This window comes from Brevibacillus sp. AG162 (genome assembly GCF_006715575.1).
Lineage (GTDB): Bacteria > Bacillota > Bacilli > Brevibacillales > Brevibacillaceae > Brevibacillus > Brevibacillus brevis.
The window spans coordinates 13815-27707 of the sequence record NZ_VFNO01000013.1 but is presented as its reverse complement, the minus strand read 5'-3'; the positions used below and the strand labels follow the sequence as shown (position 1 = coordinate 27707).

12 protein-coding genes are annotated in these 13893 nt (G+C 47.8%); 9 read left to right on the top strand and 3 right to left on the bottom strand.

Going from position 1 to position 13893, the window contains the following annotated elements; translation table 11 throughout:
• The first annotated feature begins 407 nt into the window (after window positions 1-407).
• From FB479_RS26950 to cydC, 9 genes are all read left to right on the top strand, one after another.
• Window positions 408-1352 carry a GNAT family N-acetyltransferase gene (locus tag FB479_RS26950; protein ID WP_142067316.1) on the top strand — a complete coding sequence of 315 codons (945 nt, stop codon included), beginning with the start codon at window positions 408-410 and terminating at the stop codon, window positions 1350-1352.
• A gap of 233 nt (window positions 1353-1585) precedes the next feature.
• On the top strand, window positions 1586-3322 hold the full coding sequence (spoIIP, locus tag FB479_RS26945) for a stage II sporulation protein P (protein WP_142067315.1): 1737 nt from the start codon (window positions 1586-1588) through the stop codon (window positions 3320-3322).
• Window positions 3323-3384: 62 nt separating this feature from the next.
• A complete protein-coding gene (locus FB479_RS26940) occupies window positions 3385-4251 on the top strand; it encodes a pentapeptide repeat-containing protein (RefSeq protein WP_142067314.1) in 867 nt (288 codons plus the stop codon).
• A gap of 549 nt (window positions 4252-4800) precedes the next feature.
• Window positions 4801-5385, top strand: a complete 585-nt coding sequence (locus tag FB479_RS26935) for a sigma-70 family RNA polymerase sigma factor (RefSeq protein ID WP_142067313.1) — start codon at window positions 4801-4803, stop codon at window positions 5383-5385.
• Entirely contained in the window at window positions 5375-6130 is a 756-nt protein-coding gene (locus tag FB479_RS26930; protein ID WP_142067312.1) for a hypothetical protein, read from the top strand. The genes FB479_RS26935 and FB479_RS26930 overlap by 11 nt, the downstream gene beginning before the upstream one ends.
• A gap of 496 nt (window positions 6131-6626) precedes the next feature.
• Window positions 6627-8042, top strand: a complete 1416-nt coding sequence (locus FB479_RS26925) for a cytochrome ubiquinol oxidase subunit I (protein ID WP_142067311.1) — start codon at window positions 6627-6629, stop codon at window positions 8040-8042.
• Entirely contained in the window at window positions 8032-9045 is a 1014-nt protein-coding gene (gene cydB / locus FB479_RS26920) for a cytochrome d ubiquinol oxidase subunit II (protein ID WP_142067310.1), read from the top strand. The genes FB479_RS26925 and cydB overlap by 11 nt, the downstream gene beginning before the upstream one ends.
• On the top strand, window positions 9045-10790 hold the full coding sequence (gene cydD, locus FB479_RS26915; RefSeq protein ID WP_142067309.1) for a thiol reductant ABC exporter subunit CydD: 1746 nt from the start codon (window positions 9045-9047) through the stop codon (window positions 10788-10790). Before cydB ends, cydD begins: the two co-directional genes overlap by 1 nt.
• Window positions 10787-12544: a thiol reductant ABC exporter subunit CydC gene (gene cydC / locus FB479_RS26910; RefSeq protein WP_142067308.1), complete on the top strand. Its 1758-nt coding sequence runs from the start codon at window positions 10787-10789 to the stop codon at window positions 12542-12544. Before cydD ends, cydC begins: the two co-directional genes overlap by 4 nt.
• 46 nt (window positions 12545-12590) lie before the next feature.
• On the opposite strand, the gene FB479_RS26905 is transcribed toward cydC, so the two are convergent.
• The 3 genes from FB479_RS26905 to FB479_RS26895 all read right to left on the bottom strand — a co-directional run bounded on the left by FB479_RS26905 (window position 12591) and on the right by FB479_RS26895 (window position 13865).
• Entirely contained in the window at window positions 12591-12929 is a 339-nt protein-coding gene (locus FB479_RS26905; protein ID WP_106653925.1) for a YmaF family protein, read from the bottom strand.
• Window positions 12930-13053: 124 nt separating this feature from the next.
• Window positions 13054-13617 (bottom strand): signal peptidase I, encoded by a 564-nt coding sequence (lepB, locus tag FB479_RS26900; RefSeq protein ID WP_106653926.1) that lies wholly within the window; start codon window positions 13615-13617, stop codon window positions 13054-13056.
• The gene (locus FB479_RS26895) at window positions 13602-13865 is read right to left on the bottom strand and encodes a hypothetical protein (RefSeq protein WP_142067307.1); all 264 of its coding nucleotides are present in this window, start codon (window positions 13863-13865) and stop codon (window positions 13602-13604) included. Before FB479_RS26895 ends, lepB begins: the two co-directional genes overlap by 16 nt.
• Window positions 13866-13893 lie beyond the last annotated feature (28 nt).

Here is a 13893-nt window from a genome sequence, read left to right as displayed (position 1 = left end):
GCTATGGATGGGATAAGATATGCGAGAGGATGTTGTCACGAACGTCATTTGCCGCTATACTTGTGGAGTAGTTCATGGGTTAAAATTGTAACGGTTGTTGCTACAACCGTCTCTATATCGAAATGGTATGCACGTAAAAACAGCGGAAAGGAGGGTATCCCCATGAAAAAAAGATCATTAATGTCTTTGCCAAAAGGAATGGGATACTCCACCGCTGTTTTCTTTGATCTGGCTAAATCACGGGAGAAGTATGTCCAAAAACGGATATAGCGACCATCCTTTGATGTAGTGGGATTCATCAGGATACAGTGGAAAAACGCCACAGGTCGCATTCCTGTGGTTTTCTATTTGGGCACCGCAGGATTTCCTGTGGTGTTTTTTTATTTCGAAAAAGGGAGATGGATTGTATGCAAAGAAACGGAGAGAACATTTACGTAAGGCTAGTACAGGAATCGGATGCACAGAGCCTCTTGGCGCTTGAAGTGAGAAACAGAGACTTCTTTCAAAATTTCACTGGGACGAGAGAAGAGGCGTTTTACACGCTGGAAGGACAAATCGACAGGATCAAGAGCGCGACAGCTTTAAAAGAAGAAGACAGAGGGTACGTCTTTGTCGTTGCGGAAAAAGGACAGGATGAAATCATTGGGGAAGTCATCCTTTCAGAGGTCGTAAGAGAGAATCTGCAAAGCTGCTGGATCGGCTACTTCCTGGACAAAGAGCATAATGGAAAAGGCTACATGACCGAAGCCGTAAAGCTCGTCGTTGACTATGCGTTCGAAACATTAGGTCTTCACCGCTTGGAAGCAGGCGTGATGCCGCATAATATAGGCTCGATTAAGGTGCTGCTAAAAGCTGGTTTTCACAAGGAAGGGATTGCCAAGAAAAACGTGAAAATCAATGGCCGGTGGGAAGATCATCAAACACTGGCGATCGTGAAAGAAGAACAAACCGACCAGGTGAAGCCCATGGTCCAGCGCAAAAATCCAAGTACAGTTGCTCCGCCTATGGGACCCTATACACATCTGACCGTCGTTCCAAAAGGAGCCGAGTTGCTCGTGCTTTCTGGGCAAGTAGGAATGGACCTTCACGGAGAGTTGCCGACAGATATGAAAGAACAAGTAGAAAACACGCTACAGAACATCCTGCGCAATTTTGAAAGTGAGTCAGTAACTGCGGACCATATCATCAAAATCAATATATGGGCAACCGAGGAAATGGATTGGAGGCATTTTAATCAGGTGTGGGAGAAGTTCCACGGGGGGAAACCGCCAGCGATGACTATGTCTTACGTCCCAGCATTGGCTGTCCCTTCGCTCAAAGTGGAGATAGAAGCTTGGGCAGCGAAATGGTAGGAAGGAAATAGAGTCGAAAGAGAAAGGGTGAAGCTTTTTGCTTCATCCTTTTTTCTGTAACTTTTTTCTAGCAAAAACGTCATTATTTTCAGGAGATAGAATGAGCGTGACGATATTGCTGTTTTGAGAGCAAAAGATGTCAAAACATGAAGGAATATACGGGTGAATCGAGAAGTTCTTTCTATTAGCTGGATTTTCCAAAAATACGAAAAAAACAGAGGGGAACGAGGAACTTGCTTTTACGAGTAAATGTCAGCTTGCTAGCTGTTTTCTTCCTGATTTTGCTGATGCCTCTGTCCATTGCGCGAGCGGCCACCCATGTAGAAGTGGCGGTCGATCAGTTAAATATTCGAAGCGAGCCAGGTACAACTACCCAGATCGTCGCAACACTCAAAAAAGCGACGCGGTTGCCAATCACCAAACAGCAAAAAGAATGGACCCAGGTAAAGCTGCCGAACGGCAATACCGGATGGGTCAATAATAAGTATGTCAAGATGATAGAAGTTCCACAGATCAAATATGTCAAAAGCAATGTGGACATGCTGAATGTTCGGGCAGAACCAAATGCCACTGCACAAATTTTGCAGATCATCGACAAAAACGGTGTGTTTTTGCAAGTGAGAAAGCAAGGGGAATGGGCACAAATTAAGCTGTCTGATCAAAAGAACGGCTGGGTGAAAGCCAGTTACTTGACGGAGACAACAGCACCACCACCAAAACCACCCCAGGCACCAGCACAAATCCCGGACCCGACAACAATTCCAGCACCGCCCCCTCCTGTACTACCATCCAATACAGGGAGTGAATTCGGGCAAGGGACAATCGTATTAACCGAAGGCTATGAAGTTTATGCACAGCCAGATATTCTTGGTACCGTCATTGGTCAAATCCATGGCGGGATGACAATCAATCATTACGGATATGCAAATGGTTGGTACACCATTAACTTTAACGGGACCTATGCCTATATCTTCAAACCAATGGAACAGACTGGGACAGCTCCAACACTGCCGAGTTCAACACCGGGGGCACCAGCGACTTTGCCAACAACACCGCCTCCCTCTTCTATACAAGAACTACAGATTCGCGTCAAAAATCCTGATTCTAACATCCGCAACGGTCCCTCAACCGATCATGCGATAATCGGAACCGTTCAACCCGGACAAGTATTCCCGGTTGTGCAAACAGTAGGAGACTGGTACATCATCAGGCTGGCAGACAATTCGACCGCCTATATCGCGGGGTGGATTGTAGAGAAGATTCAACCAGCTGGTACTTTGCCACCGACAGGAGCTACATACGAGTACAACAGTGGGATGATTGGAAACGAGAAAGTGTATATCTATCACACCCATAACCGTGAGTCTTGGCGAAATGTAGCACGGAACCAACAAGGGAGCTCGGTAGATGATCCTGAGATCAACATCACGCTTGTTGGGAAAAGGCTGGGCGAGCTGTTGCAAGCAAGAGGCATTTCGGCAATGGCGAGCCAGGACGATTTCGCTCAGAGATTGAGGGAACAAAATAAAAGCTACTCGATGTCTTATTCCGAGTCGTACAAGGCGGTAGCGGCAGCGGCTGCAACCAGCCCGCACTTGCAGTACATTTTCGATATTCATCGGGACAGCGACGAGCCGCGCAGCAAGGTAGCGATCACGATCAATGGCAAAACCTATTCCCGGATGCTGTTTGTAATCGGAACAGCGAATCCGAACCATCTGGCCAACAAAAAGCTGGCGGAAGAGCTGCACGCCCGTCTGGAAGTCTCTTATCCCGGTTTGTCGCGGGGGATTATCCTGAAAGGTTCAAATCAGGGGAACGGGGTGTACAATCAGTCCATTTCTGAGGGAGCCCTGCTCTTGGAATTCGGTGGTACGAACAACACCTTGGAAGAAGGCTATAATACAGCAGAAGCCTTTGCCGAAGTCTTTGGGAATTACCTGATCGAATCTCAAATCGCATTTAATTAAAAGTAGCACGATTCTTTTCGCCACATGCGAGAGAATCGTGTTTTTTTCCAGGAGGATCATTTATGGCTACGCATCAAGAACACATACAATCTATTGACGATAATAGTCGCGGTCATCTTCAAGGTGACTGTGAAAGCTGCTTTGGCTTGTGCTGTGTCGCATTGCCTTTTGCTGCTTCCTCTGACTTTGCCATTAATAAAGACGCAGGCAAGCCCTGTAGCAACTTACAGGCAGACTTCCGGTGTGGTGTTCACACAAAGCTGAGAGGGATAGGCTTTCGTGGTTGTACTGTCTACGATTGCTTTGGAGCTGGTCAAAAGGTGTCTCAAGTCACTTATGGCGGTCAAGATTGGCGGAAGGAACCCGGATCAGCGAAGCAAATGTACGAAGTATTTCCGATCATGTGGCAGCTTCATGAGCTGCTTTGGTATATAACGGAGGCGTTGACCAAGCAAGCTGCCCAGTCCCTCCATCCTGCATTGAAGGAAGCGTTAGAGGAGACACAGCGCCTGACGGATCGCAATCCTGAAGACATCCTGAAGCTGGACATCGCTTTTTATCGAGCAAAAGTTAATGAACTATTGTTGCAGACAAGTGAACTGGTACGTAAGGACGCGGTTGCCAAGTACAAAGGGGGCAAGCAAGGAAAAAACTATGGCCGAGGCGCTGATCTCATCGGTGCCAAGCTCAAAGGCGCTGATTTACGAGGTGCCAATTTGCGTGGCGCTTATTTGATAGCTGCTGATCTGAGAGGAGCGGATTTGCGGGGAGCTGATCTCATTGGTGCAGATTTTCGCGATACAGATGTGAGCGGAGCGAACTTGACGGAGACATTGTTTCTCACGCAGGTTCAGCTCAACGCGGCGAAGGGCGATGCAATCACCAAGCTGCCACCTTCGTTTACGCGTCCACCGCACTGGGGTAAATAACGGAATCAAAAGCAGGATGTCATTTGTTGACAGCCTGCTTTTTTTGCTAGAAAAGGGAACTAGAATTGTCCGTAAAAAACAGTGCGATTGCAATTTCCATGAATCCAGACATATGATTCCCTCCAAGTCAAAACGCAGTTTACGAGTTAGGGTTTGAATGCAACCCGATTATTTCTATTGTTTCGACTACAGCTACCCTTCTCGGACCTTCCATAAAATATCCGATCACCCCATGCTCCATTCTTTTTGTGTGGACCTCTTTACACATATGGGGAAAAAGAATCCACATGCGTGCAGTTCCTTCTGTAGGGACAGGACTTGTGTTATCTAAAATGATTGCTCCGTGATCATCCTCAAATTCAGGATGGATGGCAAATATGCCTGTTATGCTCGTGTCATCGTTTCTTCATAGGGTATCCACACGTTATTTCCTCCATCTTGAAAAACGTTGTTAATACATTTCTACTTTTGCCGTATTAACTATCGTGAGGCTCACATCCAAACAAATTGCGCAATTTGTTTATTCCATCCAGAAGGGAGGAGAAGTAGTTGGAGATTGCCCAAGTGAACACAGGCATCTGCCAAAAAGAAGAACACGAAAGGCAAGCGGAAAGCATGTCGACCGAAACTTTTGCCCAAATTTATGGTGCGTACTATAAGCGCGTCTACAAATATATTTGCTATCGTATCAATAATCACTACACAGCGGAAGAAATATGCAGTCATGTGTTTGAAATGGTGATATCAAAATACAGCAGCTTCTCGCCGGATAAATCAAACTTTGAGGTCTGGTTGTTTGCGATCGCCAGAAACGCAGTGACAGATTACTTTCGCTTACAGAAAAAAAGAAATAGCTTTTCATTGGATTCGATTCTGAATCTGGTCTTGCCGAAGTCGTCTCCGGAGGACATCGTGATCCGCGACGATAATCATCAAGCCTTATTTCAAGCACTGGCGAAGCTGAGTGACAAGGAGCGCAATATCATCGCCATGAAATATGCGGCTGGTCTTAAAAACGCAGAAATCGCAGAACTTCTTGGTGTCAGTGGTTCAAATATTGGCGTCGTGCTCTACAGATGCTTGAAAAAGCTGCAGATGGAATTGCAAAAAGGGGGCTTCCGTTATGAAGAGTAAGCATGATCTAGACGATTTTCGTGAACTCACCGACTTGCTTACTGATCTGGAGCTGGATGACGCCACTCCAAAAGCCAACATATACAATCGGTTGAAATTCAAATTGGAATCAGGAAACATACAACTACCTGATAACAAAAAGGACGGGATCTATATGAAAACGAATAAATGGAAAGCTGCCACAATTAGTGCTGTTGCTGTTGTTTGCCTTTTAGGTGCATTCTCGACTACATCGTTTGCCCAAGGAATGCTCCAGACGATCTTGGCACGCTTTCAGGTCGGGAACATGGAAATTACCCAATACGATAAAGAGCTGCCTGCTGCACAGTCCAATACCCAAGGAATCGAGATACCTATAGAACACAAGGCCCCCCCACAGATGACATTGGAAGAAGCACGCGCAGCCAGCAAAATGGACTTTCCCGCACCGACATGGTTGTCAGAGCATTATTCCTATAAAAACACGGTCGTTCATGGCAAGGGTATGGTAGAAATTCAGTATGAAAAAGAGAAAGAGTTTATTTCCTTGTTGATTTCAAATGGTGGCGAAAACGGCATCAGCACGACAGAGGGTGTCAAGATTGAAACCATTGGCGGGAAAAAGGTTTATTTCGCCAACGGAATCGTGATTTGGGAGCATGAAGGATTTACTTACGAGCTGTATCAGATGGCAGAGAAGAGCTTTGATGCTGCGACCATCGGCAACATCATCGATTCCTTGTCAACGAAATCCGCCAAAAAATAAGCGGTTGTTACTTCACCACGTACCCAGGCACAACCGACTTCGAATGCTTTTCGAGGTCGGTGATCGTCTGGGTATTTTCATAATCTGCTAAAAAAGCAAAAGTGTGACTGAAAGGCTGTGGAGGAAGATATATTGAGAATTCGGGAATGAAAAAAGAGGATCAAATCTCCTCTCCAACTTTTCTACGTACGATAATCGCCGATGATAGGAAAATCCTAAACAGTCACAGAGTGTTAAAAATCATGTAACGAATCGGACACCCTCTAGGGTCAAAAGTCCTGCTACAATGATACATGACCGGAAGTATACAGGGTAAAACAAAAAACTCTCTCACGAAGATGAATGCGAAAAGGGGGTTACAAGAGAGAGAATCATTTGTGAATTTTTTCACATATATTTGTGATTATTTTCACAAAGTCGTCATAAATGCTGGTTTCCCCACTGGTATAATTCCGGTACATAAAGGCCAAAACGCGAATAGAAAGGGATCTTGTACATGGATATAGTGGATTTGGGACGACTTCAATTTGCGATAACAACTATCTTTCACTTTGTTTTTGTGCCGATTTCCATCGGGCTGTCATTATTAGTAGCCATTATGGAAACGATGTATGTGGTAAAAAAGAATGACTTGTACAAAAAAATGGCCAAGTTTTGGGGAACCTTTTTGCTGATAAATTTTGCGGTCGGGATCGTGACAGGGATTATGCAGGAGTTCCAATTTGGGATGAACTGGTCTGATTTCTCACGATTCGTCGGCGACGTATTTGGGACACCGCTAGCGATTGAGGCCCTCTTAGCATTCTTCCTCGAATCGACTTTTATTGGACTATGGGTGTTTGGTTGGGATCGTTTGTCCAAAGGAGTGCATCTCGCATGTATATGGCTCGTATCCATCGGAACGATTCTTTCGGCTCTCTGGATTTTGGCAGCCAACTCGTTCATGCAGCAGCCAGTCGGCTTTGCTATCAATAACGGACGTGCAGAGATGGTCGATTTCTTCGCTCTCCTTACCAATGGACAATTACTATATGAATTCCCGCATACCGTATTTGCGGCATTTGCGACAGGTGCCTTCTTGGTAGCAGGTATCAGTGCTTGGAAGCTGTTGAAAAAACAAGACGTCACATTCTTTGTACAATCTTTCAAAATCGCGATCGTGGTAGCATTGATTTCCTCGCTGGCTATTGCTCAATTCGGTCATGGTCAGGCACAGTATTTGGTTGCTACCCAACCGATGAAAATGGCAGCGAGTGAAGGACTGTGGGAAACAAGCTCGGACCCAGCTCCTTGGACGGTCTTTGCAACGATTGATCCAGAAAAACAAGAAAACGGTTTTGAAATAAAAATTCCTTATTTGCTTAGCGTTCTGACGTACAACTCACTTTCAGGTTCTGTACCGGGCATGTTGGAACTACAAGCAGAGTATGAGAAAACTTACGGTCCAGGAAACTACATTCCACCAGTTCGGACTACCTTCTGGAGCTTCCGCATCATGGTAGCGGGCGGTAGTGCCATGATTTTGCTGGCTTTGTACGGGGCATATCTCGCTTTACGCAAAAAGCTGGAACAGCCAAACAAGCGGTTCATGCAGTTGATGGTTGCGGGTATCTCACTACCATTCATCGCAAACTCAGCAGGTTGGATCATGACGGAGGTAGGTCGTCAGCCGTGGACGGTATTCGGGCTTTTGCGTGTTGAAGATTCGGTTTCGCCAAGCATTAGCACAGGAGAGGTATGGTTCTCTCTGATCGCCTTCACGACGATTTATCTCATCCTGCTCTGCGTCTTGGCTTATCTGTTTGCTCGTGTAGCCAAAAAAGGACCGGATATGGATAGTCATGAGGAAGTAGAGGATTTACAGCTCCAGGATCCATTTGATCGTGTAAGGGGTGAACGTTATGGAGCTTAATGAACTGTGGTTCCTGCTCATTGCCGTTCTGTTTACCGGATTTTTCTTTCTCGAAGGCTTCGACTTTGGTGTCGGCATGGCGACGCGCCTGCTATCACGAAATGATTTGCAAACGCGGGTTTTGATCAATACGATTGGCCCGTTCTGGGATGCCAATGAAGTTTGGTTGATTACAGCCGCTGGTGCGATGTTTGCAGCGTTTCCAGAGTGGTATTCCACGATGTTTAGCGGATATTATCTCGTGCTTACGCTGATTCTGCTTGCCTTGATTGGACGCGGGGTGGCATTTGAATTTAGAGGCAAGGGGAAAGGCGAGGCTTGGAAAAAGACGTGGGACGCAGCGATTCTGATTGGAAGCTTTGTACCGCCGATGTTGTTCGGAATGGTCTTTGCCAGCTTGGTGAAGGGGGTGCCGATTGATCAGAATATGGAAATGACTGCGGGCTTCTCGGACATTGTGAATGGATACTCGTTGTGGGCAGGAGTGACAGTAACGGGCTTATGCTTGCTGCACGGACTCAACTTCATCTCACTGCGCACTGTGGGCGAGCTGCGTGAAAAATCACGTGTGCTGGCAGCGAAGCTGTTGCCGATGCAAGCGGTTCTCATGGCGGTGCTTGTAGGGTGGACATTCATGGTAACTGATCTGTTTGAGCGCCAGGGTGTTTTGTTGACAGCAGCCGTACTCTTAGGTGTTGTGGCTTTTGTACTGGCTCGCCACTTCTTGAGACAAGGCAGGGAAGGATGGGCTTTCGGGATGACAGGTGCGATGATCCTGCTGACGTTCGTCTCTATGTTTATCGGTTTGTTCCCACGGGTGATGGTCAGCACGATTGATAGCGCGTTTGATTTGACCCTCTATAATGCAGCTTCGAGTCCATACACGTTAAAAGCAATGACCATTGTTGCAGCAGTGCTTTTACCGTTTGTACTAGCCTATCAGGCTTGGAGCTACTTCGTTTTCCACAAACGCGTCACTGAAAAGGATCATTTGGAGTACTAATGGACAAGGAATTGTTCCGATTACAAGGAATCCGACCGGTTATGCTGCTGCTAGCCGGTCTTTCCCTCCTGCAAAGTGCGGCGATTATCGGTCAGGCACTGCTTTTGGCGAAGTCGATCGCGATCTTGTTTGAAGGTCAAGCGGTCCAGATGGCGTACCAGCCGCTTGCGCTGTTTTTGGTCATGATAGCCGCTCGTCATACCATCGTTTGGCTGCAAAAGAAAGTGGCCGGCCGTTTTGCTGAAGCTTCCAGTGAGTCTTTGCAAGGCCGTGTTCTATCCCGATTGTTCGAGCGTGGTCCACGTTTTGCCGCCAGTGAAGGAAGCGGAAAGCTTGTTACGCTTGTCCTGGAAGGTGTAGATCGTGTACGTACCTACCTAGAGTTGTCTGTTCCGCGCACGCTGGATATGGTTTTTGTTACGTTTCCGCTTCTGGCATTTGTCTACATGCAAGATGTGATTTCTGGACTGATCCTAACGGTAACGATGCCTGTTCTCGTCGGATTTTTTATCGTACTCGGTCTGGCGGCGCGTAAACAGGCGGACAAACAATGGCGCTCGTATCGAATGCTATCTCATCATTTTACCGATTCGCTTCGCGGGCTTGCGACGCTCCGATTTTTGGGGCGCAGCAAAGACCATGGGGAGACCGTCGGTAGAGTGAGCGATCAATATCGATCCGCTACGATGCGTACGTTGCGTGTCGCCTTCCTGTCTTCTTTGGCACTCGACTTCTTCAGCATGCTGTCGGTTGCGTTTGTGGCGGTCGGTCTTGGGTTGCGGCTGATTGAAGGAAACTTTGGCTTTGAAACGGCATTGGTCATCCTGATTCTTGCACCGGAATACTTTTTGCCAGTACGGATGCTGGGATCGGACTACCACGCCTCATTAGATGGTAAAGAGGCGTTGGGAACTATTCGTACCATTATCGATACTGGCGCTCCAGATGAACAAAGAGAGAAAGCACAGGCGACGGATAGCCAGACGTCGCTGACTGGTGTATGGGATGGAACGATTACCTTGTCCGATATTCGAGTCGTCGGTGAGGATGGCAGACAGGTACTGGGTGAGATATCTGCGGAATTGGGCAGCAATAGGAGAAGAGTGGGCATTGTTGGGGCGAGCGGGGCAGGAAAATCAACCCTCCTCGGAGTACTAGGCGGCTTTTCTGATCCCGAAGCTGGCGTGATTCAAGTAGATGGGCAACCCATTACGGGGGATGCGAAGCAGGAGTGGCAGCGGCAAATCGCTTACATTCCACAGCATCCGTATTTATTCAATCAATCGTTGGCGGATAACATTCGCTTCTATGAGCCGGAAGCGACGCAGGAACAGGTGAAGCAGGTGATACGTGATGTCGGTCTGGGAGAGCTGATGGACAGCTTGCCAAATGGCTGTGACGAAATCATTGGCGAAGGGGGACGTACGTTAAGCGGCGGACAGGCACAGCGGGTTGCATTGGGACGTGCGCTGCTTGGCAATCGACCAGTGGTTTTGCTCGATGAGCCGACCGCTCACTTAGATATTGAAACGGAATGGGAGCTCAAACAGACCATGTTGTCGGTGTTGGGAGACAGGCGCGTATTTTTGGCTACACATCGTTTACATTGGATGCGAGACATGGATTGGATTTGGGTAATCGACCAGGGACGACTGGTAGAAGCGGGTACCTATGAACAGCTCGTTGCACAAAAAAGCGTATTTTATCGGTTGTTGACAGCTGGTGCCAAGGGGGAGAAAGGATGAAGGAAGCGCGAGAAGGCAATCAGGGATGGTTTCTTCCATACTTTCGCCAGTTTTTCTGGCAGTTTGCCGCAGCGGCTTTGCTGGGAACCTTGGCAGTGGCATGTGCGGGTGCTTTGCTGTATACGTCCGGGTATTTGATTTCCCGCTCCGCACTCAAGCCCGAAAACGTCTTAATGGTCTATGTTCCCATCGTACTTGTCCGGGCTTTTGGCTTTAGCAAAGCAGTCATTCAGTACCTGGAGCGTTTGGTTGGACACGATGCAGCTTTGCGTGTGTTGTCGCGTATGCGCGTTCGTTTGTACCAGGCCATCGAGCCGCAAGCGCAGCTCCTCCGCACTCGTTTTCGCACGGGAGATTTACTTGGCGTACTAGCAGATGATATCGAACAACTACAGAATGTCTATCTGCGCTTTGTGCTGCCAGCCGTCTCAGCGGTCCTCCTCTACGGGGCAGGTATTGTGGCACTCGGAAGAATGGACGGGATGTTCGCGCTGCTGATGGCGCTTTACTGTGGTTTTCTGCTGTTTGTTGCACCGGCAGTAGTCTTGTGGTCATCCATTGCCAAGAGTCGTCAGTTCAAGCAGGAGAGACAGGCAGCATACCGGGAGCTGACTGATGCTGTTTTTGGCATGAGTGACTGGATTCTCAGTGGTCGTACGCAGCAGTTTCTCCAGTTGTTTACAAGACGGCAAAAGACGGCCGCCGAGATCGAAAACTCCATTCGACGCGGAGAATGGCGAGTACAGTGGATGTCGCAGTGTGCAATCGGTGGTGCCATTGTCTTACTGGTCATTTGGGCGGGCGGACTTGCCGCTGCGAATCAGATTCCGGTTACGTTGATTGCTGCGATTGGGTTGGTTGCATTTCCGTTGATGGATGCGTTTGCCCGTATTTCTGACGCGGTTGTGCGGATGCCAGAATACAAGGAGTCTCTGAAGCGGCTTCGGGAGATCGAGGGTAGTCGTGAATCCATTGTGAAAGCGCAGAAGGAAAAGGTGGCAGATCAAGCGGGGGGCAGTTTGAAGCTCGATCATGTTCATTTTCGCTACCCACAAGCCAACAATTGGAGTGTGCAGGACGTGTCTTTTGAGGTGGCTCAAGGGGGCAAAATCGCGTTGCTCGGTCGCAGCGGAGCTGGCAAATCGACGATACTGAACTTAATTCGAGGTGCCATACAGCCGGAAGCGGGCCAGGTGACAGTAAATGGGCAGCCTGTCCAATCAGAAGAGGCCTCTGCTAGTTTGTTTTCCGTGCTGAATCAGCAGCCGTATTTGTTTGACACAACCGTAGCCAATAACATCAGGCTTGGTCGGCCCAATGCGTCCGATGAAGAGGTTCGTGCTGTGACAGCTCAAGTCGGTCTGGATCAGCTGATTGAATCCCTACCGGACGGTTATCAAACACGGATGCAGGAAACTGGTCTGCGCTTCTCTGGCGGAGAAAGGCAGCGTATAGCTCTTGCCCGGATTTTGCTGCAAAACAAGCCGATCGTTCTCCTTGATGAGCCGACGGTGGGATTAGATCCGTTGACTGAACGCGATCTGATGGAAACGATCTTTCGTGTCTTGCACGGGAAAACATTGATTTGGGTGACTCATCACTTGAGCGGTGTAGAGCAAATGGACGAGGTCATTTTTATGGAGCAGGGAGTCATCTCGATGCGGGGGACACATGAGCAGTTGTATCAGGACAATCCAAGGTATCGCAACCTATATACATTGGACTGTCCGTTGGCGTCAGTGTTGGAAAAATAAGTAGAGGAAACGAGAGGCTGTTCCGGGGAGGAACAGCCTTCTTCGCTTAAGATAGGGCCTCGCTGGTTACACCCCGGTAGTAATGAGTGTGCCCGTCATCATAGGTGGTTTGCCCTGAAAACTCGTGGTAATGACTTCCGTCCGGCAGCGGTATAGGCGGCCCCGTCCATCCCCTGTAGCGATGCACATGTCCATCATCAAATGTAGTGGTACCTTCGTAGTAATGGACGTGCCGATCTCTCATTCCCTGAGGGGGTGACGTTCTGCCACGTATTCGGTGACGATGACGACCCGAAATGCTTGTCAGTGTGTCATACCCATGAAAATGCCCGGGCCGATCGGCAAATCGAATAAAGCGTAAGGAATGAGAGTGCCGAGAGCTCATCAAGAAACGCCCCTTTGTATGCATTTATCACTAGTAAATGCGTTTGTCAGGCGTTTCGAAACGGACATTCGTCTATGCGTTCAATAACTGAGAGCCTTCCTCATTGGAAAAGGCTCTCATCTGATTAAAACAGTTTTTTTCCCATAATATGATCGAGTGGAATCACGCCAATGACTCTACTATCATCGCTATTGTTACGATTATCTCCCATCACAAACACATGATTTTCCGGTATGACGATTTTAGCATCAGGTACGTTGACCATCTTTTCTTTTATGTACGGCTCGTTTAACGGCTGTCCATTCCGATACAGGCTCTCGTTCTTAAACTCCAAAGTATCGCCGGGTTTGCCTATGACTCGTTTTACCCAGAATGTTTTGGCTTCGCTTTTCCCCGTGGCGAGCATGAGTAAAGGATTTTCAAGGATGTCATCTTGTAACGTACGATCCCGGTTTACACGGCTGTCGACCACGACAATATCGTTGTACTCAGGGAGATAAGAGAATGTGTGGGATAATTTCGACACATAGATGCGTTCATCGTTTTGCAAAGTGGGCTCCATCGATTGTCCATTCACTTTAAATGGTTGGAGGACAAATATGTTAACCAGCATTGCGAGTGAGATGGAGATGCCCAACGTTTTGGTCCAGCCCCATAATTCTTTTACGCTTTTCAAATCAGACCGCATCCTTCCACGTGAAAGATTACTTTGGTATGGCTATTGATAAGTACGCGAAATGGTGCTTTTTGGTTACGTAAATGAAAAGATGACAGCAAAAATGCCACTGGGGACAGAACCATTAATCCAGCTAGTGTAAGGAGACCAAATGCAAGGTACTCAGCATAATTGCCTGCTTGATCGATGTTCCCCGTCGTTATCGCTATGATCATACAGAGAATCTGCAAAACAGCGCCGAAACCAAGTTCTTTAAGCATGTGAACGACCTACTTTTTTGGGTATTTG